Origin of the sequence: Flavobacterium chungangensis (assembly GCF_042654045.1) — a bacterium.
Lineage (GTDB): Bacteria > Bacteroidota > Bacteroidia > Flavobacteriales > Flavobacteriaceae > Flavobacterium > Flavobacterium chungangensis.
In genome coordinates this window covers 380,407-404,170 of sequence record NZ_JBHSFY010000003.1, presented here as the reverse complement: position 1 = coordinate 404,170, position 23,764 = coordinate 380,407, and the positions used below count along the sequence as shown (strand labels likewise).

Sequence of the window (23,764 nt, the reverse complement as noted above, 5' to 3'; positions counted from 1 at the left end):
CTGCAAATATACATCCCTGCATCTTAAAACTTAAACTATTATGGCTAAAAAAAGCACAATTCAGACAGAAAAAGTAAATACGCACATTGTAGAGTGGTTAAAAAATTACGCTGCTAATGCAAAAGTAAATGGTTTTGTAATTGGAATCTCAGGAGGTGTAGATTCTGCAGTAACTTCTACTTTATGCGCACAGACAGGACTGAATGTTTTATGTGTAGAAATGCCTATTCATCAGGCAGAAAGTCAAGTTTCTAGAGGAAGAGAGCATATTGAACAGCTTAAAAAACGTTTCCCTAATGTTTCTGATGTTAAAACCGATTTGACCCAAACTTTTGAATCTTTTAAAAGCGCAGTGCCATCTACTGAAGATGCAGCAAAAGTTAATTTAGCTTTAGCAAACACACGTGCCCGCATTAGAATGACATCTTTATATTATTTAGCCGGAATTCATGGTTTACTTGTTGCCGGAACAGGAAACAAAGTAGAAGATTTTGGCGTAGGTTTTTACACCAAATACGGAGATGGCGGCGTAGATTTAAGTCCGATTGCCGATTTAATGAAATCTGATGTATATGCTTTAGGAGAATTTTTGCAAATTCCACAATCTATTTTAACAGCCGCTCCTACCGATGGATTATTTGGAGACAATCGTACAGATGAAGATCAATTAGGCGCAAGTTATGATGAATTAGAATGGGCAATGTTAGCCGCGGAGTCAGGAAAATCGGCATCTGACTTCGAGGGGAGAGAAAAATCTGTCTTTGAAATCTATAAACGATTAAACACCAGCAACAAGCATAAAATGGATCCAATTCCGGTTTGTTTAATCCCAAAAACGTTAAAATAATACATTTTAACATTCTCTGCGAGTTATTACAGAATTTATTTATTAATTTTACCATTCCAAAAACATGAACAATTCTAAAAAAGGTAAAAATTATGATTAAAGTATGTCTAGCAGACAATCATCCTGTGACGCACTTTGGCGTTAAGTCTTATTTTAAAGACCACGATCAAATTTCAATTGTTGCCAACGTAGGCAATTTTTCAATGGTTAGAGATATTCTTCAAACGAAGGAGATCGACATTTTAATTCTAGATCTAGAATTAGAAGGTCTTTCAAGCATCTTTGAAATTAAATCTATCCTAAAAAATTTCCCAAAAACAAAAATTGTTATTTTCAGTGATCTTGCTGAGCAAATGTACGCTCCAAATGCAATTAAAGCAGGAGTTTCTGGGTATGTACACAAAACAGAAAAACTTGAAACATTAGGTCATTCTATTATTAAAGTACACGAAGGAAAAATTATCATCAACGAAACAGTACGTAAAAACATGGCACTTATTGCTAAACAAAGCAAAAGTGAGCGTCTGTACAGAAAACTTTCTAACCGCGAAATCGAGGTTTTACGTTATTTAAGCGATGGTAAGAAAAACAATGAAATCTCTAAAATCTTAAATCTGAACGAAAAAACAATCAGTACTTACAAACTGAGATTATTAACAAAATTAAATGTTACTAATCTTGTTGACTTAGTGAACAAAGCTAAGACTTTAGAAATTATTTAATCAAGTCGAAAATCTTAGCCTTTTAAGAGAATCGAAAAATTATAAAACTCTATCTATTTTGAATTATCAATTAGATAGAGTTTTTTCTTTTTTAGTGATAAGGCACCACTACACGTCCTAATTTTTTCGAAAAGTTATTCAGCAATTTAGAATAATCGATCACCATACTCAAAACTTCTGAATTATCTTCCTGCGGATCGGTTAAAAGAGAATTCTTTAATTCTGCAATAATTCCAGACACCAAATACCATCTCATAGAAAATATCGTGTCTGAAACATTTTGCTCAATAGTTTCACTTTTATGTTTTGGAAAAATATTCTGCCCTTCCCAATTATGAATGGTTAATCTTTCATCTTCCATCAAAATATTGGTTACTTCTTGAGCAAAATCAGGCTCTAAGTGCATCAAATATTTATCTAAACTAAATGTTTCATTCTGATTGTAAAAATCAATGATGTTCGTGTAAATATTCTGAAACAAAATATTGGACAACTGAACCTCATCTTCTTGAAGACTTAGATATATTTTTTCGAATACTTTATACTGTCTTTTTTCTGAAACTTCTTTTACATTTCCTTCTTCATCTGCCCTCAAAAAAACATCTTCAAAATTTTCTACCACACTTCCGTACAATAGTAAAATCTCAATGACTTTTCTTTCGAAACCATATAAAATATCTACTTTTTGATTTTGTTCTTGCGGAAAATATCCTGGATCTCCCGGATAATCGTAACCTTCTGGCGGGCCAGTTCTTGGATCTTCTGGATCTCCTCCTGAAAATGTACCTGCTTGCGGAGGCTGATTTCTAACTACCTCAAAAGGCCTATGTTCCTGTTTCTGTTTTTTATTAGCGTCTGCTATATCTTTCTGAATCAGCTGCGCCAAAGTACTCGTCAAGACCTGCTCCGAAATATCCATGATTCGAGCACATTCCTGAATATAAACTTCACGCTGAATACGGTCTGGAATTTTAGAAATACTCGTAACCATATCGCGAATCAGATCTGCCTTTTTTATCGGGTCATTCTTGGCTTCGCCCATTAAAATCGAAGCCTTAAATTGTATAAAATCTTTACTGTTGTTTTCTAGATAAGCGACTAAATCGTCATGAGAATTTTTACGCGCAAAACTGTCCGGATCTTCTCCTTGAGGAAAAGAACAAACACGAACATTCATACCTTCTTCCAAAATCAAATCAATTCCTCGAATGGCCGCTCGCAAACCAGCCGCATCTCCATCAAAAAGAACGGTGATATTTCGCGTCAGACGATTGATCAAACGAATCTGATCTGGTGTCAAAGCTGTTCCAGATGAAGCCACAACATTTTCTATTCCCGCTTGGCTAAACTGAATCACATCGGTATAACCCTCAACCAGGTAACAGTTATTTTGTTTGGCTATAGATTGTTTGGCATGATAAATTCCGTAAAGGACTTTACTTTTATGGTAAATATCACTTTCAGGCGAATTGAGATATTTTGCAGCTTTTTTATCATTCGTTAAAATACGTCCTCCAAAACCTAAAACACGACCCGACATACTTTGAATCGGGAACATTACACGCCCTTTAAATCGGTCAAATGGCCGGTCTTCTCTCGGAATTGTCAAACCCGTACTTTCTAGAAATTCTAATTTATATCCTTTTCCTAAGGCTTCTTTCGTCAAAGCGTCCCAAGTTTCTGGAGAATATCCTAAATTGAATTTTTTAATGGTTTCATTCGTAAATCCTCTTTCTTTAAAATACGATAAACCAATTGCTTTTCCTTCTTCAGAATTTACCAAAACATCTTGAAAATACTTGGCAGCAAATTCAGAAACCAAATACATACTCTCGCGAAGATCTGTATTGGCTTTTTCTGCTTCAGTCTGCTCCGTTTCTTCAATTTCGATATTGTATTTTTTGGCTAAATAGCGAATGGCTTCCGGATAGGTAAATTGCGAATGTTCCATTAAAAATTTAACAGAGTTTCCGCCTTTTCCGGTACTAAAATCTTTCCATATCCCTTTTGCCGGAGAAACCATGAACGAAGGAGAACGCTCATCTGAGAACGGACTCAGCCCTTTAAAATTACTTCCTGCACGCTTCAAATTCACAAAATCGCCAATAACCTCCTCTACTCGAGCAGTTTCAAAAACAGAATCAATGGTGGTTTGTGAAATCAAAGTGTATTAAATTTTAGAAGTTGAGAGCTTGCAAAAATACGTAAATCTTGTTGGAATTCTAATCATTTTTAAATCAAAAAAAGCATCTCTCACGAGATGCCCTTTTACTAACTAAACTTAATTTTATTCTTAGTTGAAATCGAATCGAATACCTAACGAAATATTATTCTCATCGACAGCATTATTTTTAAATATTGGATTCAAATCATATTTCAAATACAAGCTTATTTCTTTGTAACCTATATAAGAACTCAATCCGTAAATGAAATTATTTACATTATAATCGCCTTTTGTTTTTTGCGTTGTTTTATAGTCGTTGTCTTCAAATTTTAAAATCTGTTTCGATTTTACATTGATTCCTGCATAACCTCCAAATCCCATTCGGAATCCTTTATGTGTTCTAAAATAGGATTTTCCATCGTAGTTTCCATCTTTCGAAAAATCAAATTCTAAATGAACTGGCGCCACTAAATACACATTTCTAAAACGAGATTCTTTTAAATGTATCGGATTTGTCACTAAATCTGTTTGGTCGCCATTTAAAACAAAACTGCGATTATCTGTTGGTCTAAGGTTATTATACATTAATGAAAGTCCGTATTTGGCATGCAGCAAATTATTGTCATTCAGAATTCTAGAATTAAGAGTCAAACCCCATTCGTAAAAATGCGATCCGATAAAATCATAATTAGAATCCTGCAGTTTACCGTCAACCATTGTACTGTTTAACCCCATTGCAAATACAAATTGAGAAGTTGTTCTTTTAGATTCTCTTTTAACTTTATCATCTTGACCGTTGTACACCTTCATTGCAGGAATCTTTATTTCTGTTTTATGAGGGCTGATAGAATCACTGCCTGTACCAATTAACAAAACCGTTCCTCTTTCTTTAGTATAATTCACTTTGCCATCGACTTTTTCCTGAACCAATTCTTGCAATTTTTCCTGTTCTACAGCTACTCTATTCTCGATATTGCGTGCTCTTTTTTCTGCAAAATCCTTTTTCTTTTTTTCTGCTTCTTCTTTAGAAATTGTTCCTTCTACCAATTGATTGTTAACCTCATCGACTTCTTTCTTTAATGCTGCTTTCTCTTCATTGGTTATATTTTCGATATTAACTGCAATTGTTTTTGCTTTATTTTCAAAAGTTTCTTGTCCTACCATTTTAGTAACAAACAGGAATACTAAGAGGAATAGATAAATTGTAAAATTTTTCATGATTACTTTTTTTGATTGATTGATTTGATTGATGATTTAATTTTTAACGTTTCGATTTTCAACAGCAACTTTAACGGTCTGGTAGCTTTTATTGATTTTTGCGATCATTTTTTCTCTAAAAGAAAGTTCCAGTTCGCCGTCAACCTGATCTAATAAATCGTTCGAATTAATTTTGATTTTTGATTTTGATTTAACTGCATTTTCTGCCAAAATTTTAGTTTCAGCTTTTTCCAATAATTGATCGACATTATCTTGTTTAGACGTTTCGGCAATTAAAGTTGGATTGTTTGTTGATTGTTTTTCTTGATTGTTTTTGATGATTGAAGACTCCGCTATTTGATTGGATTCATTTTGAGTGTTTTTATTTGAAATTGGCTCCGAAACTCCGGAATTGCTTTTTTTGTTTTTGTTTACTGTTTCTTCAGAAATTTTTTCGGCAATTGCAGTTTCCGTTTTTACTGAATCAACAGTGTTTAAAACAGGCTCTGTTACCGATTCTTTTTCGGCTTCAGTTTCTTTTTCAACAACTACCGTTTCTGGCGTTTTAACTGCATTTTTATTTTGATTGAAAAACAGCGTTCCAACCAATAGAAGTCCGATGAAACTTGCTGCGATATACAGCCATTTTCTTTTTGATTTTTTTGAATTAAGCTTAACTGGTTCTTTTTCTTCTGCCACAGTCAGCATCGCATCCAATCGATCCCAGGCTTTGTTGCTTGGTTCAATTTCGCGTTGATTTAGTTTTTCACGGAAATCCTTTTCAAAATTATTCGGTTCCATTATCTTGTTTTTTTAAAATAGTAATTTGTGTTTGCAGCATTTTTCTAGCGTGCGATAATTGCGATTTCGATGTTCCTTCATTAATTCCTAACATCTTGGCAATTTCATTGTGTTTGTAACCTTCAATTGCATATAAATTGAAAACCATTTTATAGCCGTCGGGCAAAGCATCAATTAAATACTGAATTTGTTCTACGGTAAATTGGCTGTCGATTTCATTGAAGCTTTCTTCTACAAAAAATTCATCTTCGGCAAATTTTACCTTTTTCTGAACTCTTAAATACGAAATGCATTCGTTAACCATAATTCGGCGGATCCAGCCTTCAAAACTTCCTTTGTGTTCAAACTTGCCTAAATTGGTAAAAACTTTCATGAAAGCCGTTATCATTACATCTTCTGCCAATTGAATGTCTTTTATGTATTGACGAGACACACTTAACATTTTCGAAGAAAACTTACTATAAATCTGCTGCTGTGCCTGACGATTGTTCTCGACAGCCAGCTTTATGATTTTGGTTTCTTCTTGATGTAACTGGATAATTTTCATTAATAAGCTTTTCGGTTTTGGTTTTTGGTTTTAGAAACAGACTTCTATTAGCATAGACGATTGTCGATTTGAAATGGTTGCATGGTCTTAAAAAAAAAATCAAATTTTTAAATTCCAAATTCCAAAACTGAATTTAACATTAATTTTAATTCAATGTAAACTTAAGCAGAAATGATAAAAATCAAATTAGAATTGCTTTGAAAATTAACTATTTAAAAAACAAAATTGTAGGTTTTTATTTATAATTTTGTGTTGGCAATTTAATTAGTATGACAAAAAACCTTAACTCCAATCAGCTTAGTATTCTAAACCTTTTAGAATCCATCAATTATAAGAATTATTATAAACCAGAGTCAGCAACACATGGTCAAATTGAACTTTTCAAAGAAAGAGCACTAAAAAAACAGGTTGAACAAACTGTTATTGATCAACTTGTAGATTTATATGAAGTTGCGAATAATTATGACATTTTAGGACTTTATAGTTGTGATGATCTAGTAATATTTGAGTGGTGGACCTATCAAGAATTATGGATAGGACAAAAAGATTTTTATACTCTTCGTTGGGCTAATGGTAAATTCTGTTTGGGTGATGCTGGTGACATAAGCTTTTCTGAAGAATATGAATTTAATAGTTTAATTGAATTAATTAAGGCATGTATTAAGGAAATGCTTTTAGACAATTTTGATCATTAAATAACTTACTCATTTAAACCTAAACTTTTCACTTCATTTCACCAATGACATATTTTCAATGATCAAAAAAACCTGTATCGCAATTTTCGTTTTACTTTGTTCTTGCACGCAAAATAAAACTGAACAAAAAATAACCACTCAAAAAGACTCCATATCTAAAAAAACTTCTTTAAAGTTTAAGGATACCTCAAAGTATAAATTTTATCCAAATACAAATTGGCTAAAAAATACTTCTAAAGATAGTATTACTGAAACTTATTGGAAGGAAATTATTAAAAGAGATTCATTAAGTAAGATATATAAACATGCCTTACTTAATTCATTTCCATTAAAAGATAAAACCGTAAATTTTTTAAGGAGAGGAAAAGAATATAAAAATTTAGTAAATGAAGAGTATTGCAAAACAATGTCTGAACCAGAACGTGCAGCATTAGGATATTTAACAACTCTTTACCCTACATCAAACTACTGCTATTTTAAAAAGGATATAGACAAAGAATACACAATGCGACATGCCTTAAATCTGGATAGTGAAAATTATTCCTATAATGATAAATCTACAGATCAATTTATGAATTATATGCAGTTTTGGTTTCGCAATGATACTGAATCCCTGAGTAAAATAGCTGCTGATCATTGTCCAGAAGCAATTGCTTATGGGTCAGTACTTTTTTATTTAAGCAAAATTAATTTGACAGTAAAAGAAAATAAAATTTATATAAATTTTAAGATTGAAGGTGCTGGTCGGAGTGACTGGGAGGTTATCTGGACTGAAAAATTAACCTTTTTAGTAGCTAAAGACTATATTAAATTAATTGAATCCAAAAAGTCAGAGGAAGAATATACATACTTTTATCCTAACGGCAGTGGAATAGATCCACCTGATGGTTATGTAAATAATGGCAAGGGAGAATATCGCTTACCTAAAAAATCTAGAAAGAAATAAGATTTATTTTTTTTTTCAATAACGTATTAAAATGATCAAAAAAACCTGTATCGCAATTTTCGTTTTACTTTGTTCCTGCACACAAAATAAAACTGAACAAAAAATAACCACTCAAAAAGACTCCATATCTAAAAAAGCTTCTTTAAAGTTTAAGGATACCGCAAATTATAAATTTCATCCAAATACAAATTGGCTAAAAAATACTTCTAAAGATAGTATTACTGAAATGTATTGGAAGGAAATTATTAAAAGAGATTCATTAAGTAAGATATATAAACATGCCTTACTTAATTCATTTCCATTAAAAGATAAGACTGTAACCTTTTTATGGATTGAAAAAGAATATAAATCTTTAATAAATGAAGAGTATTGCAAATCAATATCTGAACCAGAACGTGCAGCATTGGGTTATTTAACAACACTATATGGCACTACGAACTACTGCTATTTTAAAAAGGATATAGACAATGAATACACAATGCGACATGCCTTAAATCTGGATAGTGAAAATGATTTGCATTATGATAAATGTACAGATCAATTTATGAATTACATGCAATTTTGGTTTCGAAATGATAGTAAATCCTTGAGTGAAATAACTGCTGACAATTGTCCGGAAGCAATTGCTGGTGGGTCAGTACTTTATTATTTTAGTGAAATTAATCTGACAGTAAAAGGAAATAAAATTTATGCTTATTATAAATTTATTTCTTCTAATCGAGATATATGGGAGATTGTAATGAAAGGTAAGATTGTCTTCTTGGTAGATAAGGATAATATTAAACTAATTGAAAGCAAAGAAGAAGAAGAGGTAGAAGAAGAATCCGTATACTATTATCCTAATGGGAGCGACCGTTTACCTCCAGATGGTTATGTAAATAATGGGAAGGGAGAATATCGCTTACCTAAAAAATCTAGACAGAAATAAGATTTATTTTTTTCTCTCTATAACATAATTCACCATCAAAGTCAAAGCATCTTTGTACTCAGAATCCTCAAAGTTTTGAAGTAATGCAAGTGCTTCTTGCTGGAATTCGACCATTTTGTTTTCGGCGTAAGCCAAACCATTATTATTTTTTACAAAGGCAATAACTTCTTTTACGCGTTTTTTGTCTTTGTTGTGGTTTTTTATGGAGTTTATCAGCCACTTTTTTTCTTGCGGAGTACAAGTATTTAAAACGTGAATTAAAGGCAAAGTCATTTTTTGCTCTTTAATATCTATTCCCGTTGGTTTTCCGATGGCTTCTTCGCTGTAATCAAATAAATCGTCTTTGATTTGAAATGCCATTCCGATCAATTCACCAAATTTGCGCATGTTTTCTACCTGAGCATCATCTTCTATTACAGCTTTCGCGCCAAGCGCACAACAAGCAGCTATAAGCGTTGCTGTTTTCTTTCTGATGATTTCGTAGTAAACGTCTTCTGTAATATCAAGTCTTCTTGCTTTTTCGATTTGAAGCAATTCTCCTTCGCTCATTTCACGAACGGCTACAGAAATAATTCTCAACAGATCGAAATCGCCATTATCAATAGAAAGCAATAAACCTTTAGACAATAAATAATCTCCAACCAAAACGGCAATCTTATTTTTCCAAAGCGCATTGATTGAGAAAAATCCGCGACGGCGATTACTATCGTCTACCACATCATCGTGTACCAATGTTGCGGTGTGAATTAGTTCAATTACCGAAGCTCCGCGATACGTTCTTTCGTTTACAGTACCTCCAGAAACCATTTTTGCAGTAAGAAAAACAAACATCGGACGCATTTGTTTCCCTTTGCGGTTTACGATATAATAAGTGATTCGATTTAGCAACGCAACCTTAGAAGTCATCGATTCATGGAACTTTTTCTCGAAAAGTTCCATCTCGGTAAAAATAGGCTGCTTTATTTGAGACGTAATATTCATTTAGATTCCAAATATACTATTTTAAATAAAAATACGTTGTTTATTTTAGGTTAGGATTTAAATATTTTATGTTTTAACCTGAAAAAAAACGCCAAAAATAGCTCTAACTAATACTGATTTGAATTCATTAAGTTAAAAAAAGAACCTAAAACCATTTTTTTTATGAAAACAAAACTTTTATTAATTAGTACTTTTATTACTATGTCTTTTTTCATTGGCTGTAATTCTGATGAAAAAACAAATGACGGATCGGCAGCAGCGATTACCAACGAGGAGATTGTAACCAATGCTAAAATCGATGCTTCTGTTGAGGATGTTACGGATATTGCTGAAGATCAATTTAGCTCTCAATTGAATGTAAATGCCAAACCAAACGGACCTATAAAAAAATATCTTCCTAGCTGTGCTACAATCACTACAGTTTTAACCAATAACACTTGGACAAAAACAGTAGATTTTGGCGTGGAAGGTTGCACTCTTAATAACGGAAATACAGTAAAAGGTAAAATGGTTGTTTCTTTTTCAAACGATTTTACTTCTTCTACACAAACCATTAGCTACACTTTTGACGGGTTTTATCATAATGGTAAAAAAATTCAGGGAAGCAAAAGTATTGTGAGAACTATTAAAGAAACCAATTTATTGGTGACAGCCCATCCTGTTTCTACAGCTTCTATAGATTTAACCATTACGTTTGATGATGGAAAAGTGTATACTAGAAAAGGAACGCTAACAAAAGAAATGACTTCTGGCTACGACACATGGTTTGATTGGGATGATAATGTGTTTGTGGTTACTGGTAGCGGTTCTACAACTTTCCCAAACGGAGATACTTTTTCGGCAGAAATTACAACTCCTCTAGAGTTTAATGCGTCTTGCAGAAAATCTATTGCTGTAAAAGGAATTGTTTCTATAACCAAAAATGGCGCTATAGCAACTCTTGATTATGGTAGCGGAGAATGCGATACGCTTGTAAAAGTAACAAAAGACGGCGTTACTGAAGAAGTAGATTTGAAAAAATAAGCATCCTTTTTGTCCAAGAAAAAAGCATTAAAAACGAGAAATAATTCTTGTTTTTAATGCTTTTTAATTAACCAATCAATTGTCCCGATGGGACATAATTATCATTATGAATATTTTTTTTCTACCAACGAGATATTCCTAACGGAATATTTTTTAGCAAAAATTATTCTGCTTCTTTATTCGCTAATTGTCCACAAGCAGCGTCAATGTCTTTTCCTCGGCTTCTTCTTACTTTTACTACTACTCCAATATTTTCTAACGCTTTTATATAGGCCATAATCGATTCTTCTGAAGCTTGCTGGAATTCGCCATCATCAATTGGATTGTATTCAATCAAATTGACTTTGCATGGGACATATTTACAGAATTTAACCAACGCATCAACCGAAGCTTTATCATCGTTAATTCCTTTCCAAACTACATATTCGTAAGAAATTTTGCTTTTGGTTTTTCTATACCAATATTCCAATGCTTCTCGTAAATCTTTTAAAGGGAAGTTTTTACTGAAAGGCATAATGCGAGCGCGAGTTTCATCTATAGCAGAGTGCAGAGAAACTGCCAGCTTAAACTTAACGTCATCATCTGCCATTTTTTTGATCATCTTCGGAATTCCTGAAGTCGAAACCATAATTCGTTTTGGAGACATTCCTAAACCTTCTTCTGAAGTAATCATGTCTATTGCTTTAATGACATTATTATAATTCATTAAAGGTTCTCCCATTCCCATGAAAACAATATTAGAAAGCGGATGATTGTAATACAAACGGCTCTCTCTATCAATAGCTAGAACTTGATCGTAAATTTCGCCAGGTTCTAGATTTCGCATTCTTTTTAATCTTGCCGTTGCGCAGAAATTACAATCTAAACTACAGCCCACTTGACTAGAAACACAAGCAGTAGTTCTGGTTTCTGTCGGAATTAAAACAGACTCTACCACAAGTCCATCATGAAGCCTAACGGCATTTTTTACTGTTCCATCACTACTTCTTTGCATTGTATCAACCTTAATATGATTGATAACAAAGCTATTTTCAAGCATAGACCTTGTAGCTTTGGCTACATTTGTCATGTCTTCAAAACTGTGAGCTCCTTTGCTCCATAACCATTCGTAAACCTGATTTCCGCGGAAAGCTTTATCTCCATTTTCAACAAAAAAATCGCGAAGCTGTTCTTTTGATAAGGCTCGTATGTCTTTTTTCTCCATTTGCATGCTGCAAAGTTAGTTTATTTCCAGTGTTTTCTAAAACTTAAAGCAATTTCCCGCTTTTTTTGTTGATTTCTTTCCCAAAAAAATAGGCTAAAAAAACAATACAAGATATTTTCGATCCAAACACACAATAAACTAATAGGCAATTACTTACACTTTATTTTCTTTTCTTCAAAGATAAAATCTGAGCGTTAATAGGCCATTCCCTCCTTTACTATAACCATTTAATAAAACTTTAGCCATGATTTTTATCATTTCGTTTTTTTCGCGCGCGCGATAATTTTGGTCTAAGAAATAAGGATAGTTTTTGATTCTGCATCCACTAACTGAATTTTAAAGCGTCCTCATTTAAATGATTAACCTATACTTTATCAACATGAAAACAATTCAATCATTTTTACTGACCGTAATTTTTACTACAATAGCATTACAGGCAAATGCTCAAAAAAATTATAGTGTAGCTGCAAACTCAACTTTTGAAGTAGCAGGAACCTCTACAGTACACGACTGGGTAATGAAATCTACAGAAGGAACTGGAATGGCCAACTTAATAATTAAGGATTCTAAACTTGCTACAATAAATAGTTTAAGAATTTCAATATTGGCCGAAAGCTTAAAAAGCTATAAAGCAAGTATGGACAAAGTAGCCTACGAAGCTTTGGATACCGAAACACACCAGAATATCGAATACGTTTTAAAATCTGCTGAAAAGATAGATGACAACACTTGGAACTTAACGGGAGTTTACACTATTGCAGGAGTAAGCAAAGAATACAAAACTCAAGTAAAAGTAACTTCTAGTAAAGGAAATATTATTCTGCAAGGTTCTAACCAAATTACTTTTGGCGATTTTGAAATGACACCCCCTAAAGCAGCTCTTGGAGTTGTGAAAGCAGGAAAAGATTTAACGGTAATCTTCAATATTATTTTAAGCTAAATCGAATCGCCTTAATGTTAAAAATTATCTCTCTTTAGGGTTTTCAATTTTTAGAAAAATGTTAAAAAATGACAATTTAATAAAAATCAATACTCTCTTTTGCTTTAGTAATCGATTATGCAGAAAATGAAAACGTTGTAGTTATTAAATACCAATTTAATAAAATTTTAACAATGATTATTATCATGTACCAAGCTGCTTTATAAGTAGATCTTTGATACAAGTTAAAGACAAACAAAACACTTAGAGATAGAATTGGCCGAGTTTATCTATTTTTTTTAATCAAAATCCATAATTAAAATGAAAACCCACAAAATGAAATTATTCGCCCTTGTTATTGCAATTTTCGGAATTAGCTCATTTGCGACAGCACAAAAATCATATGCCTTAGACAGTAAATCAACTTTTTCTGTAGCTGGTACATCTACACTTCACGACTGGGAGATGAAATCGGCGTCTGGAACTGGAACAGCAACTCTAAACATTGCTAGCGGAAAGCTAACTGACATAGACGCTCTAACCGTTACTTTATTGGCAGAAAGCGTAAAAAGTGAGAAAAAAAGTATGGATAAAGTGGCTTACGAAACGATAAAAACAGATAAAAACAAGCAAATTAAATATGTTCTGAAATCTGCTGAAAAAGTAAACGAAACTACTTGGGAACTAACTGGTACTTACACCATTGCTGGAGTTAGCAAAGTTTACAAAACTTCTGTAAAAACAACTGTTACTGCAAATGGACTAAATCTTCAAGGAAGTAACAAAATTACTTTTGCAGACTTCGGAATGAAATCGCCAACAGCAATGCTTGGAACAATCAAAACAGGACAAGACCTGACTATAAAATTTAATTTAAACTTTAATTTATAACCGCCATGAAGAAGATTTATATCCTATTTATTACAGTAATAAGTACGTTCGCTGTAAATGCACAAGTAAGCTTTGGGAATATGCAAAACCAAATATCTAGAGGGAAAGACGGTATCAACGTTTTTGACGTACAAAAAGACAATAGAGAATTTAAAGGTATCAGCATTGACTTTGGTGGTGCTTTCAACATGGATTTCCAAGCCACAAATTCATTCAACAACCAACCTGCTAGTTCTACGAGTACAACCACTACAGCAACTGGGACTACTACTAGAACAATTACTGGATATCGTTTAATGAATACTGAAAACAATTTTACTCTTCCTGCAGCTGACATGTATATTGGCGCACAACTATTTGACGGAGTACGAGTAAATTTAGATGTTTATTTAGCTTCAAGACACCACAATGACTCTTATGTAAAAGGTGGATACTTGCAAATTGACAAGTTAGACTTCATCAAAAAAGACTTCTTGGCTGATGTAATGAAATATGCTACCATTAAAATTGGACAGATGGAGAACAATTTTGGTGATGCTCACTTTAGAGGTTCTGATAATGGTAATACCATTAGAAATGCATTTGTTGGAAACAACATCATGTATTCTTTTACTACAGAAATGGGTATGGAGGTTTACTACAACAGAAATGGATTGGTAAGTATGTTAGGTGTTACAAATGGTAATTTAAATCAAAGTAACGAAGAAGTTTTTTACACTACCGGCCCAAACACCAATACAACGCATAGTCCTTCAATCTTAGCTAAATTAGGTTATGACAAACAGCTTAATGAAGATTTAAGAGTAAGATTAACTGGTTCTCTTTACCATAATGCAAATCTTGGTAATGCAAACATATATTCTGCTAATAGATCAGGATTTGGTTATTGGGGTATATTGAATAATAATGCTTATAAAAATACGATTACTAAGACCGACGCTGATGGTAATGTTACTTCTACAACTACTACTGATGTTCCTACTAGTTTCAGTAAAACATCTACTCCAGAGGCAACGTTCAACCCTAATTTCAAAAATTGGGCTACAACATACATGATTAATCCTTTTGTGAAATATAAAGGACTTGAATTCTTTGGAACAATCGAATTAGCTTCAGGAGGAGATAAAGCTGGTACTGACGACAAACGTACTGCTAATCAATATGCTTCAGAGCTTATTTACAGATTTGGAGGAACTGAACAATTCTATATCGGAGGAAAATACAATACTGTATCTGGAAAACTATCTAATGCTGATGCTAAAAAGGTTACTGTAGATAAATTTGAAGCAAGCGCTGGTTGGTTTATGACTAAAAACATTTTAGCTAAATTAAACTACGTGAATCAAAAATATAAAGATTACTCACAATTTGTAGGAGATCCTGCTACTGGCAATGTAAACAACTTTTATGGAGGTAAGTTTGAAGGTATAGTATTCGAAGCAACCATTGCGTTCTAATATAAAAAAAATGAAAACGAGATTTCAAATATTAATAATGGGTTTAGCAATGTTCTTTTTACTAGGAAGTGCTAAACCCACTTTTTTCGCAGAAGATAGCGCTGTGGCAATTAATAAAATTAAAATAGAAATCACAGGACTATCTACAGTTGGCAAATATAATTGCTCTAATACCTTTGCTATAAGGGATACTGTTTATGTAAACTGCATTAAAAAAAACACTTTCAATACCGACATCAAAATGTCTGACTTTGATTGTGGCAATAAAATAATGACGAAAGATTTACAAGGAACTGTAAAAGCAAAAAAATTTCCAAACAGCACTGTTTCTATTAGCGACATAAAGCCAATGGGAAAAAATTACAAATGCAGACTAAACTTTTTTATAACCGACAAAACACTCAAATACAAAGATTTTATATTATATAATACCGATGATAAGATTCAAGGAACGCTTAGTTTAAAGTTCTCTGATATTGAGTTGGAACCACCAGTAAAAATGGCTGGCTTGATTAAAGTAAAAGACGACATTGTAATTAATTTCAGTTTATATAAAAACTAAATCTTCTTGTAGAAAAAAATTGAACACCAAGCTAAAAAAGTCAAAATTTGGCACAAGAATTGTTTTGCTCTCAAAAGAAAAATAATCTTACAAAGAGCTCAATCATTTTAAAATTTGTAATTTTATTTTCAGCCATTTAACCTTTAAGTTTTATCAACCTAAAAAAATGTAATTATGAAAAAACAAATTTTAAGTTTAGCTGTTGTTGCCTTACTAGCATTTGCTGTTCAGTCATGCGAAAAAAAAGAAAATAAACCTGCCGAAGATGAATTAACGCTAGGCAATAAAGTAGATTCTCTTACAACAGATATCGAAGAAGTAAAAGATAGTGCTGTAAGCAAAGCCGAAGGCGCTGCTGCTAAAGCAAAAGATGCTACAGAAACTGCTGCTCAAGATGTAAAAGACGCTACTAAAAAAGCAGCAAACGATGTTGAGAATGCGGCTAAAAAAACGGCAACTGATGTAAAAGATGCTACTAAAAAAGGAGCTGAGAAAGTTGAAAATGCGGCTAAAGCTGCCAAAGATGGAACTGTAAAAACAGCTAAAGACGTAAACGAAGCTTTGAAAAAATAAAGCCTTTTTAAATCTTAAAATAAACCATTCGCAAAACGAATGGTTTTTTTATGCCCAATCGCAAACAGATATTTTTGTATTTTTGCCTTCAAATTACAAGATACTACAACATGCATTTTATATCACAAGAATTAGAAGATTATATCGAACAGCATTCTGAAAATGAACCAGAATTGCTAGCCAAACTTAATAAAGAAACGTATCAGAAAATACTTTTGCCTAGAATGCTCAGTGGTCATTTTCAAGGTCGTGTTTTAAGTATGTTGTCAAAATTGATTCGTCCGGTTAATATTCTGGAAATCGGGACTTACACCGGTTATGCTGCTTTGTGCTTATGCGAAGGAATGCAGGAAAATGGTCAATTACACACCATTGATATTAAAGAAGAATTAATTGATTTTCAGCGAAAATATTTTGATATGTCTCCTTGGGGAGAACAGATTTTTCAGCATTTAGGAGAAGCAGTAAACATTATTCCAGATTTAGACTTAAAATTTGATTTGGTTTTTATTGATGCTGATAAAGAAAACTACTTGAACTACTGGGAAATGATTGTTCCAAAAATGAATAAGGGTGGTATCATTTTATCTGATAACGTTTTGTGGAGCGGAAAAATCCTAGAACCAGTTCATCCAAATGACGTAAGCACAAAAGTACTTTTAGAATACAATCAGCTTTTAAAAGACGATCCAAGAGTAGAAACGGTTTTATTGCCAATTCGTGATGGGTTGACGGTTTCGAGAGTATTGTAGATTTTTAAGATGCTAAGGTTCTGAGATGCTGAGATTCTAAGTTTTTTTTTTAAAGATGCTAAGATTCTGAGATACTAAGTTTTACACTACTTACTTGCCTCCAGCTTTAGCTGGAGGTATGTAATTTAACCACACAAGGCTTTAGCCAAATACTTCATAATATTTGGCTAAAGTCTTTTTATTTGCCCATAAAAAAACCTCCAGCTAAAGCTGGAGGCAATTTATAATATATCTTTAAAACCTTAGAATCTCAGAATCTTAGTAACTCAGCATCTTATAAAAAAAATCTATCCTGGAAAATACTGTGGCTTTAATTTTCTATAAACTAAATAAAGTAAAAATCCGAAAAGTGCTCCGAAGAAATATCCGGTAAGAATATCACCTGGAAAATGCAATCCTAAATAAATTCGGCTGTAAGCAAATATTAAGGGCCAAAGAAATAGGAATCCGAAATATTTGAAATAGCGTTTTAAAATCAAAAATAAGAAAGTTGCAACCGCCATAGTGTTGGCAGCATGTCCAGAGAAAAAGCTATAGGATTTTCGAACCTGAACAACTCTAATAATTGTATTTACTTCTGGATCATTGCATGGTCGCAAACGCTGAAAAGTGTGTTTGAATAAATTACAGGTCTGATCTGTAAAAGCAATTAGAACAGCTATAAAAAGCAACAAATACAGGGTTTGTTTTCCTCCTATTTTTTTATAAATAAGATAGAATAGTAATAGAAAAAATGGCGTCCAATACAATTGATTGGTAATAATAAGCCATAATTTGTCGTATGTTTCAGAACCTAATCCGTTAAGAAAGATTAAAAGATCTTTATCTAATTCCTGTATTTTTTCAAGCATTACATTTGGCGTTTAATAGGTCCAGAAAGAGTATCAATATCTTCTTTTACTTTTTCGATTTCAGCTGTAGTGTCTCCTAAAAGATTTCCTGTATCTCCAAGCAAATTAGATTTGGCATTATCAATTTCTGCGTTGATATTTCCAGTAATATCATTCAAAGATTTCGCGTCAAGCCCATTAGCCTCTGCTCCTTTTTGAATTTCACTTTTAATATCATTAGTTGCATTTTTTAACTGAGCCATAGCCTTTCCCATTGTGCGCGCAATTTCTGGCACTTTATCAGAACCAAAAAGCATTAGCACTATAAACAGTATGAAAACTAATTCTCCTCCTCCTATACCAAACATAACTTTTATTTTTGTTGTCGCAAAGATATTAAACTTTTCAGCTTAGAGTTTTAAAATTAACTTAAAAAGTCCTTGAAAATACATTTTATTAAAATAAAAAAGCTCATCAAGCTTTTATAAACCTGATGAGCTTTTTATTAATTTTTATTTTATTTAGTCAAATTTTGACTTAGTTTCTACTTTTGGCCAAGAGTTATTGGTCACATCAATATCTGCTGTTAGCAATTGTGGATCAATTTGAATGCTCTTAATTGCTTTTGTAGTAGCATATACTTTTTTAGCTGTCTCGTTACTTTTTCTCCAGATTTGAGCTGGATATTTGTAATTATCTTTAGAACCATCTTCATAAGTAATCTCAACTAAAATCGGCATAATCATTCCGCCTGGTTTGTTAAATTCTACTTCATAGAAGTATTTAGGAGATTTAATAGAAGCTTTTTCTTCAGCAGTAAAAGTCTGATCTACGTAATCTGCCAAAGACTTGAAATCTTGTACTTTTAAAGCTTTTTTCTTAGAATCGCTTACTTCTGCATTATCTCCAGAAACTAAGTAAACAAAAGGCCCTTTTTCAAAACCAAAACGTCCTTTTCTAACTTTTACATCTTTAATGTCTGTAGTTGGTGTATCTGAAACGTAATATTGTTTTACATCTTTAATTCCGATATCTACGAAATCTGTTGAGTAAAACCATCCTCTCCAGAACCAATCCAAATCTACTGCCGAAGCATCTTCCATTGTTCTAAAGAAATCTTCTGGTGTTGGGTGCTTAAACTTCCATCTGTTTGCATAAGTTCTGAATGCGTGATCAAACAATTCTCTTCCCATAACTACTTCTCTCAAAATATTAAGACCTGTAGCTGGTTTTCCGTAAGCGTTATTTCCAAATTGGTGAATGGTCTCAGAGTTTGACATAATTGGCTCCAAGAACTTTTGATCTCCGCTCATGTAAGGAACGATATTTTTTGCCGGTCCTCTTCTTGAAGGGAAATTTGGATCTAATTCCTGCTCTGCCAGATACTCTAAAAATGAATTCAAACCTTCATCCATCCAAGTCCATTGGCGCTCATCTGAGTTTACAATCATTGGGAAGAAAGTGTGCCCAACTTCGTGAATAATAACACCAATCATTCCGTTTTTCACTTCTCTGCTTGTCACTCCATTTTCATCTGGACGACCATAGTTCCAGCAAATCATTGGATATTCCATACCTTGATCTTCTGCTGAAACAGAAACTGCTTTTGGATAAGGATAATCAAAAGTATGAGAAGAATAGCTTTTTAAAGTATGCGCCACAACCATTGTAGAAGTTTCTCCCCACAGCGGGTTTGCCTCTTTTGGATAAACAGATTCTGCCATAACAGTTCTGTTTCCAATTTTCACAGCCATTGCATCGTAAATGAATTTTCTAGAAGAAGCAATTCCGAAATCACGAACATTTTTAGCACTGAATTTCCAAGTTTTTTTCTTTTCAGAAAAACCTTTTTCGGCCGCTTCTGCTTCTGCCTGCGTCACAATAACAACAGGTTTGTCAAATGATTTTTGTGCTTGCTCGTATCGCTTAACTTGTTCAGCAGTAAAGACTTCGCTTCTGTTCATTAATTCACCAGTTGCATCGATCACGTGATCTGCAGGAACTGTAATATTCACATCAAAGTTTCCGAAAGGAAGAGCAAACTCTCCGCTTCCCCAGAACTGCATGTTCTGCCACCCTTCAACATCGTTGTAAACTGCCATTCTTGGATAGAATTGTGCGATTACATATAATTTATTTCCGTCTTTCTCGAATAATTCGTATCCTGAACGACCGCCTTCTTTTCTATAGTTATTGATATTGTACCACCATTTTATTGAGAAAGAAATTTTTTCTCCTGGTTTTAATGGCGAAGTCAAATTAATACGCATCATCGTTTCGTTGATCGTATAAGACAATGCACTTCCTTTAGCGTCTTTAACTTGTTCAATATTAAAACCGCGCTCTAAATCTTTTTTCAAATATTTAGAAGAAAAACCATCCAATGGAAGAACCTGACTTATTTTGTCACTTTCTGCCAATGAAGTTTGCGTATTTGCTTTTGCTTGATTTTGATCTAACTGCACCCATAAATATTCCAAACTATCTGGCGAATTATTTGTATAGGTAATAGTTTCAGATCCGCTTAATTTTGAATTTTTATCATCCAATTCAACATCAATTTTGTAATCTGCTTGCTGTTGGTAATAAGCAGGCCCTGGAGCTCCAGATGCCGTACGAAACATATTTGGTGTTGCCAGCAAATCGTACATTTGGCTAAACTTGTTCGTATCGTACTTTCCTTGTTGTTTGGTTGGTGTGGTTGTTGCTTTATCCTGCGCTACTAACATTGCAGGAAAAAGTAATAATAATGAAAGTTTTTTCATAAAATTTTAATGGTAATTTCTTTAGGCTGTGAAAATAGTAATTAAAACATTAATTTTACTAATACCTTAATATTTTAACAATTCTTTCCTTGAAGATTCTGTAAAAAGAACACTTCTTTTTGTATCAAATGCTGAAATATGTGTAATGTTTTGCTGTTCTGAATTCCAATCTACCAAAATTGTATTGGAAATTTCAAGTGTTTTAAACTTATCTATGTCCTTAATTCTGGAATAACAGACCAAAACATCATCAGCTTCGACTTCTTTGGATAAAAAAGTTATTGTTTTTGATTGCCCATTTACTTTAATCAGAAAGTGTTCTGATAAATATTTTTTTAATAATTCGACATCTGCCGGAGTTTCTTTGCTTGTACCAACAAATGTCTTTTTGTGATACTTTTTCTCCATTGCATTATTTAAATCATCAATAAAAATGCGGGAAGTAATTTGCAGCATTTTCTTTTCTGCCGCATAATTTACCTGAAAAACACCAACATAAAATTTATGAAAAGCAAATGCCGAAGACAATACAAACAAAACTCCCAGCAAAGGGAAAACTAACTTTTTTTTCATTTTTGAGTAGCCTCAGCTTTCTTAAATTCTTTATTCTTATTAATCATAAAATCCATTAACTGAAATTTCTGATCTGGATTTACCAAGTCTTTAGAATGCGGATCGTTTGAGCAATACATTAAGAAAAGCTCTACTTCATCGTCTTTAAGATTAAGCGTTTTAGAATAAAAATCTTTTGTAAAATTATCTTTAGCGTATTCTACAAAAGCAATATCGGTAACTTCTTCCTCTCTTACTTCGTCTTTTTTACTCAAAAGTTTTTTGACATCTTTAAAGATTCGAACAAAATCGGTTCCATACTTTATAGTTTGATCAGAAAGCATTGCATTGTTTTTTGCAGTAGACTGTTGATCGTCTTCAAACTGCATATCTACATATTTCTGCGAACCGCCTTGTAAAGCTTTTACCTTTAATTCTTTATGTACAACAACTTCTTTAAGCTGATTATTAACTAAATCTAATTTTACTTTTAAAAGGATCTCAGCACAATCTTTCTCGGTTAAAACTATTTTTTTTGATTGAAATGTAAGGCCTGAGAATAATAAAGTATCTTTTGGCTGTGCAACAATATCAAACAAACCGCCAGAACCAATAAATGTCCTAACATTGGCATTAATATTCATTACATAACCACTTTCTATGGCTAAAAAATCATTGATAACCTGACCGTGTAATGGTTTCCTGAAACCGTTTTGCCCTAATGCAATTTGACAAAATAAGCATACAACGAGTACTCCTAATTTATTTTTCATTTTCGAGAATTGTTAGATATTTTCTTGCTAGATCTGTGATTAAAAACATACTCATTGTTTTGTTTTTGGTATTCAAAGATACAGCAAAATCAGCATCATCCACACAAAATAATTGAAATCCTTTAATATCATCTACTGGAATTTTCAATCTATCCGTATAATAATTCTCCTCAAAAAGGTATTCCAATTTTCTAAAAAGCGCTTCTTTTTTCTCTACATTCACCCCTTTTTTTAGCATCGCAGTTCGTCCCGAAATTGCATTTAACAACTTATCTACAGAAGTCGAATTTGCCGTATAAAGTTTTCGTTCTGCAGGCGTATATTTTTTTTGCCCATACGGAATAATTCCCAAATTCTCAGCCGTTATATTCGCGTTTTCATTGACAATTACTTCTTTTAACTCCACTTCCTTAGCCGTCATTTTTATAACTAAAGAACTGACAGTCAAATCTTCTGCCGATATTCTTCGTTTAACAGGCTCTAAGTTTACAGCAGAAAAAACCAAAACATCTCCTTCATGCACTGCAATCGAAAAATTACCATCAGAATCTGAAACTGTAGCGGCTTGCGTGGCATTATTTATAATATTAACCCCTTCAAGCGAAGTAGATTGTTCTTGCACTCTTCCCACCAATAACTTCAAATCTGTTTTTTGTCCAAAACCAATCTGAACAAAAAAAAGAAAAACAATAATTGATATAATCTTATTTACCCTCACCAGCAATCATTTCTTTATATTTTACAGCCAATTCTCCTAAAAGAAATTCTGTAGAAGTTTTATTTTTAGAATTTAAAATCACAGTAAACTTATCATTTTCGATCGCATAATATTCAAATCCCTTTACATAATCTGCCGGAATTTTTAATCGGTCAATAAAATGATCCAGACTAAACATATTTTCCAGAAGCCTCATGAAAAATTCCTTTTTCTCAACCGCAACTTCTTTCTTAAGCATAGCCGTTCTTCCTGAAAAGAAATTCAGCAACGGATCTGCAGAAATAGAACCACCAGCCATAAGAGAACCTTCAGCTGTTGACCCGCTATTTGCCGTCGGATTTAATGCCGTTGCGGTCTGTAATTTACGTTCTGCTGCAGTATATTTCTTTTGCCCCATCGGAATTATCCCCAAACTTTCAGCATTAATATTATCATACCGTTTTACCACAACCTCTTGTAATTGATACATAATCATACTAAGATTAACGGCAAAATTAAGATTTGAAAAATCTTCTTGTTTCAGCATCACTCTTTTTTCTTTAAAGCTTATTGAAGAAAAAACCAGAATATCAGTTGGTTTTGCTAAGATTGAAAAAGATCCAGAAGCATTTGTTATTACTGTTTCTTCTGTTTGCGCATTAATCACATAAATACCCTCCAAATCTAAAGTGCTTGAAACCACTTTCCCATTCAAAACGGAACGATCTTGACTTTGAGACCAACAAACTTGGCCCGCGACCACAATTAAAAAACAAGTAATTTTCTGAAACAAAATAAAATAAAATTAGAAATATTCTTAAAACGGTAAAAATATCTCAAGTCCTTCCAAATTTAATACTAATGACTTCGTAAAAATATGTTAATTAAAACATTAAAAACTTAGACAAAAACAGAGTTTTTAATATCTTTAACAAACA

Annotated in this window: 25 protein-coding genes; 12 read left to right on the top strand and 13 right to left on the bottom strand. The window is 32.9% G+C overall.

Annotated features, from left to right (window positions below):
- Positions 1-40 precede the first annotated feature (40 nt).
- Both nadE and ACFO3N_RS06905 read left to right on the top strand, forming a co-directional pair.
- The gene (gene nadE, locus ACFO3N_RS06910; RefSeq protein WP_379796318.1) at positions 41-847 is read left to right on the top strand and encodes an NAD(+) synthase; all 807 of its coding nucleotides are present in this window, start codon (positions 41-43) and stop codon (positions 845-847) included.
- Positions 848-939: 92 nt separating this feature from the next.
- On the top strand, positions 940-1,569 hold the full coding sequence (locus tag ACFO3N_RS06905; RefSeq protein ID WP_008467169.1) for a response regulator transcription factor: 630 nt from the start codon (positions 940-942) through the stop codon (positions 1,567-1,569).
- A gap of 91 nt (positions 1,570-1,660) precedes the next feature.
- On the opposite strand, the gene dnaG is transcribed toward ACFO3N_RS06905, so the two are convergent.
- The 4 genes from dnaG to ACFO3N_RS06885 form a co-directional block, all read right to left on the bottom strand.
- The gene (dnaG, locus tag ACFO3N_RS06900; protein ID WP_379796316.1) at positions 1,661-3,733 is read right to left on the bottom strand and encodes a DNA primase; all 2,073 of its coding nucleotides are present in this window, start codon (positions 3,731-3,733) and stop codon (positions 1,661-1,663) included.
- Positions 3,734-3,862: 129 nt separating this feature from the next.
- Positions 3,863-4,951, bottom strand: a complete 1,089-nt coding sequence (locus ACFO3N_RS06895; protein WP_379796314.1) for a hypothetical protein — start codon at positions 4,949-4,951, stop codon at positions 3,863-3,865.
- 36 nt (positions 4,952-4,987) lie between these two features.
- Positions 4,988-5,731 (bottom strand): hypothetical protein, encoded by a 744-nt coding sequence (locus ACFO3N_RS06890; protein WP_379796312.1) that lies wholly within the window; start codon positions 5,729-5,731, stop codon positions 4,988-4,990.
- The gene (locus ACFO3N_RS06885) at positions 5,718-6,278 is read right to left on the bottom strand and encodes an RNA polymerase sigma factor (protein ID WP_379796310.1); all 561 of its coding nucleotides are present in this window, start codon (positions 6,276-6,278) and stop codon (positions 5,718-5,720) included. Before ACFO3N_RS06885 ends, ACFO3N_RS06890 begins: the two co-directional genes overlap by 14 nt.
- 269 nt (positions 6,279-6,547) lie before the next feature.
- On the opposite strand from ACFO3N_RS06885, the gene ACFO3N_RS06880 reads away from it, so the two are divergent.
- Genes ACFO3N_RS06880 through ACFO3N_RS06870 form a run of 3 tightly spaced genes read left to right on the top strand, consistent with a single transcriptional unit; the run spans position 6,548 to position 8,847 of the window.
- Positions 6,548-6,973: a hypothetical protein gene (locus ACFO3N_RS06880; protein WP_379796308.1), complete on the top strand. Its 426-nt coding sequence runs from the start codon at positions 6,548-6,550 to the stop codon at positions 6,971-6,973.
- Between the two features lie 58 nt (positions 6,974-7,031).
- Positions 7,032-7,919 carry a hypothetical protein gene (locus ACFO3N_RS06875; RefSeq protein WP_379796306.1) on the top strand — a complete coding sequence of 296 codons (888 nt, stop codon included), beginning with the start codon at positions 7,032-7,034 and terminating at the stop codon, positions 7,917-7,919.
- 31 nt (positions 7,920-7,950) lie between these two features.
- Complete coding sequence (locus tag ACFO3N_RS06870; RefSeq protein WP_379796304.1) at positions 7,951-8,847, top strand: hypothetical protein; 897 nt, start codon at positions 7,951-7,953, stop codon at positions 8,845-8,847.
- A gap of 3 nt (positions 8,848-8,850) precedes the next feature.
- Here the strand turns inward: ACFO3N_RS06870 and ACFO3N_RS06865 are convergent, their stop codons facing one another.
- Positions 8,851-9,828 (bottom strand): polyprenyl synthetase family protein, encoded by a 978-nt coding sequence (locus ACFO3N_RS06865; protein ID WP_250834019.1) that lies wholly within the window; start codon positions 9,826-9,828, stop codon positions 8,851-8,853.
- Between the two features lie 162 nt (positions 9,829-9,990).
- Here ACFO3N_RS06865 and ACFO3N_RS06860 point away from each other — a divergent pair, with 162 nt between their 5' ends.
- Positions 9,991-10,851 carry a hypothetical protein gene (locus tag ACFO3N_RS06860; RefSeq protein ID WP_379796302.1) on the top strand — a complete coding sequence of 287 codons (861 nt, stop codon included), beginning with the start codon at positions 9,991-9,993 and terminating at the stop codon, positions 10,849-10,851.
- A gap of 163 nt (positions 10,852-11,014) precedes the next feature.
- Here ACFO3N_RS06860 and rlmN read toward each other — a convergent pair whose 3' ends face one another.
- Entirely contained in the window at positions 11,015-12,061 is a 1,047-nt protein-coding gene (gene rlmN / locus ACFO3N_RS06855; protein WP_379796299.1) for a dual-specificity RNA methyltransferase RlmN, read from the bottom strand.
- A 373-nt stretch (positions 12,062-12,434) separates the two neighbouring features.
- Here rlmN and ACFO3N_RS06850 point away from each other — a divergent pair, with 373 nt between their 5' ends.
- From ACFO3N_RS06850 to ACFO3N_RS06825, 6 genes are all read left to right on the top strand, one after another.
- The gene (locus ACFO3N_RS06850; RefSeq protein ID WP_379796297.1) at positions 12,435-12,995 is read left to right on the top strand and encodes a YceI family protein; all 561 of its coding nucleotides are present in this window, start codon (positions 12,435-12,437) and stop codon (positions 12,993-12,995) included.
- Positions 12,996-13,295: 300 nt separating this feature from the next.
- A complete protein-coding gene (locus ACFO3N_RS06845) occupies positions 13,296-13,865 on the top strand; it encodes a YceI family protein (protein ID WP_379796295.1) in 570 nt (189 codons plus the stop codon).
- Positions 13,866-13,870: 5 nt separating this feature from the next.
- Positions 13,871-15,322, top strand: a complete 1,452-nt coding sequence (locus ACFO3N_RS06840; RefSeq protein WP_379796293.1) for a hypothetical protein — start codon at positions 13,871-13,873, stop codon at positions 15,320-15,322.
- A 10-nt stretch (positions 15,323-15,332) separates the two neighbouring features.
- On the top strand, positions 15,333-15,884 hold the full coding sequence (locus ACFO3N_RS06835; protein WP_379796291.1) for a hypothetical protein: 552 nt from the start codon (positions 15,333-15,335) through the stop codon (positions 15,882-15,884).
- 174 nt (positions 15,885-16,058) lie between these two features.
- On the top strand, positions 16,059-16,457 hold the full coding sequence (locus ACFO3N_RS06830; RefSeq protein ID WP_248729477.1) for a hypothetical protein: 399 nt from the start codon (positions 16,059-16,061) through the stop codon (positions 16,455-16,457).
- 110 nt (positions 16,458-16,567) lie between these two features.
- On the top strand, positions 16,568-17,209 hold the full coding sequence (locus ACFO3N_RS06825) for an O-methyltransferase (RefSeq protein WP_095928565.1): 642 nt from the start codon (positions 16,568-16,570) through the stop codon (positions 17,207-17,209).
- A gap of 287 nt (positions 17,210-17,496) precedes the next feature.
- Here the strand turns inward: ACFO3N_RS06825 and ACFO3N_RS06820 are convergent, their stop codons facing one another.
- The 7 genes from ACFO3N_RS06820 to ACFO3N_RS06790 all read right to left on the bottom strand — a co-directional run bounded on the left by ACFO3N_RS06820 (position 17,497) and on the right by ACFO3N_RS06790 (position 23,541).
- Positions 17,497-18,060, bottom strand: coding sequence for a phosphatase PAP2 family protein (locus ACFO3N_RS06820; RefSeq protein ID WP_379796289.1), 564 nt, complete (start codon positions 18,058-18,060; stop codon positions 17,497-17,499).
- Complete coding sequence (locus ACFO3N_RS06815; protein WP_095928562.1) at positions 18,060-18,407, bottom strand: Sec-independent protein translocase subunit TatA/TatB; 348 nt, start codon at positions 18,405-18,407, stop codon at positions 18,060-18,062. Before ACFO3N_RS06815 ends, ACFO3N_RS06820 begins: the two co-directional genes overlap by 1 nt.
- A 153-nt stretch (positions 18,408-18,560) precedes the next feature.
- The gene (locus ACFO3N_RS06810) at positions 18,561-20,804 is read right to left on the bottom strand and encodes a M1 family metallopeptidase (RefSeq protein WP_379796286.1); all 2,244 of its coding nucleotides are present in this window, start codon (positions 20,802-20,804) and stop codon (positions 18,561-18,563) included.
- A gap of 66 nt (positions 20,805-20,870) precedes the next feature.
- Complete coding sequence (locus tag ACFO3N_RS06805; protein WP_250834028.1) at positions 20,871-21,377, bottom strand: DUF6702 family protein; 507 nt, start codon at positions 21,375-21,377, stop codon at positions 20,871-20,873.
- Positions 21,374-22,129 (bottom strand): hypothetical protein, encoded by a 756-nt coding sequence (locus ACFO3N_RS06800; protein ID WP_250834029.1) that lies wholly within the window; start codon positions 22,127-22,129, stop codon positions 21,374-21,376. Before ACFO3N_RS06800 ends, ACFO3N_RS06805 begins: the two co-directional genes overlap by 4 nt.
- A complete protein-coding gene (locus ACFO3N_RS06795) occupies positions 22,119-22,847 on the bottom strand; it encodes a carboxypeptidase-like regulatory domain-containing protein (RefSeq protein ID WP_379796284.1) in 729 nt (242 codons plus the stop codon). The genes ACFO3N_RS06800 and ACFO3N_RS06795 overlap by 11 nt, the downstream gene beginning before the upstream one ends.
- Positions 22,834-23,541 carry a carboxypeptidase-like regulatory domain-containing protein gene (locus tag ACFO3N_RS06790; RefSeq protein WP_379796282.1) on the bottom strand — a complete coding sequence of 236 codons (708 nt, stop codon included), beginning with the start codon at positions 23,539-23,541 and terminating at the stop codon, positions 22,834-22,836. The genes ACFO3N_RS06795 and ACFO3N_RS06790 overlap by 14 nt, the downstream gene beginning before the upstream one ends.
- Positions 23,542-23,764: the final 223 nt, after the last annotated feature.

What these genes read in the sequence shown, in the direction of transcription:
- ACFO3N_RS06850 (WP_379796297.1), top strand. Translation starts at nt 12,435, where the DNA reads ATGAAAACAATTCAATCATTTTTACTGACCGTAATTTTTACTACAATA.
- ACFO3N_RS06815 (WP_095928562.1), bottom strand. Translation starts at nt 18,407, where the DNA reads ATGTTTGGTATAGGAGGAGGAGAATTAGTTTTCATACTGTTTATAGTG.
- ACFO3N_RS06885 (WP_379796310.1), bottom strand. Translation starts at nt 6,278, where the DNA reads ATGAAAATTATCCAGTTACATCAAGAAGAAACCAAAATCATAAAGCTG.
- ACFO3N_RS06825 (WP_095928565.1), top strand. Translation starts at nt 16,568, where the DNA reads ATGCATTTTATATCACAAGAATTAGAAGATTATATCGAACAGCATTCT.
- ACFO3N_RS06800 (WP_250834029.1), bottom strand. Translation starts at nt 22,129, where the DNA reads ATGAAAAATAAATTAGGAGTACTCGTTGTATGCTTATTTTGTCAAATT.
- ACFO3N_RS06890 (WP_379796312.1), bottom strand. Translation starts at nt 5,731, where the DNA reads ATGGAACCGAATAATTTTGAAAAGGATTTCCGTGAAAAACTAAATCAA.
- ACFO3N_RS06865 (WP_250834019.1), bottom strand. Translation starts at nt 9,828, where the DNA reads ATGAATATTACGTCTCAAATAAAGCAGCCTATTTTTACCGAGATGGAA.
- ACFO3N_RS06895 (WP_379796314.1), bottom strand. Translation starts at nt 4,951, where the DNA reads ATGAAAAATTTTACAATTTATCTATTCCTCTTAGTATTCCTGTTTGTT.
- rlmN (WP_379796299.1), bottom strand. Translation starts at nt 12,061, where the DNA reads ATGCAAATGGAGAAAAAAGACATACGAGCCTTATCAAAAGAACAGCTT.
- ACFO3N_RS06860 (WP_379796302.1), top strand. Translation starts at nt 9,991, where the DNA reads ATGAAAACAAAACTTTTATTAATTAGTACTTTTATTACTATGTCTTTT.
- ACFO3N_RS06845 (WP_379796295.1), top strand. Translation starts at nt 13,296, where the DNA reads ATGAAAACCCACAAAATGAAATTATTCGCCCTTGTTATTGCAATTTTC.
- ACFO3N_RS06810 (WP_379796286.1), bottom strand. Translation starts at nt 20,804, where the DNA reads ATGAAAAAACTTTCATTATTATTACTTTTTCCTGCAATGTTAGTAGCG.
- ACFO3N_RS06905 (WP_008467169.1), top strand. Translation starts at nt 940, where the DNA reads ATGATTAAAGTATGTCTAGCAGACAATCATCCTGTGACGCACTTTGGC.
- ACFO3N_RS06820 (WP_379796289.1), bottom strand. Translation starts at nt 18,060, where the DNA reads ATGCTTGAAAAAATACAGGAATTAGATAAAGATCTTTTAATCTTTCTT.
- ACFO3N_RS06835 (WP_379796291.1), top strand. Translation starts at nt 15,333, where the DNA reads ATGAAAACGAGATTTCAAATATTAATAATGGGTTTAGCAATGTTCTTT.
- ACFO3N_RS06880 (WP_379796308.1), top strand. Translation starts at nt 6,548, where the DNA reads ATGACAAAAAACCTTAACTCCAATCAGCTTAGTATTCTAAACCTTTTA.
- ACFO3N_RS06875 (WP_379796306.1), top strand. Translation starts at nt 7,032, where the DNA reads ATGATCAAAAAAACCTGTATCGCAATTTTCGTTTTACTTTGTTCTTGC.
- ACFO3N_RS06870 (WP_379796304.1), top strand. Translation starts at nt 7,951, where the DNA reads ATGATCAAAAAAACCTGTATCGCAATTTTCGTTTTACTTTGTTCCTGC.
- nadE (WP_379796318.1), top strand. Translation starts at nt 41, where the DNA reads ATGGCTAAAAAAAGCACAATTCAGACAGAAAAAGTAAATACGCACATT.
- ACFO3N_RS06840 (WP_379796293.1), top strand. Translation starts at nt 13,871, where the DNA reads ATGAAGAAGATTTATATCCTATTTATTACAGTAATAAGTACGTTCGCT.
- ACFO3N_RS06805 (WP_250834028.1), bottom strand. Translation starts at nt 21,377, where the DNA reads ATGAAAAAAAAGTTAGTTTTCCCTTTGCTGGGAGTTTTGTTTGTATTG.
- ACFO3N_RS06830 (WP_248729477.1), top strand. Translation starts at nt 16,059, where the DNA reads ATGAAAAAACAAATTTTAAGTTTAGCTGTTGTTGCCTTACTAGCATTT.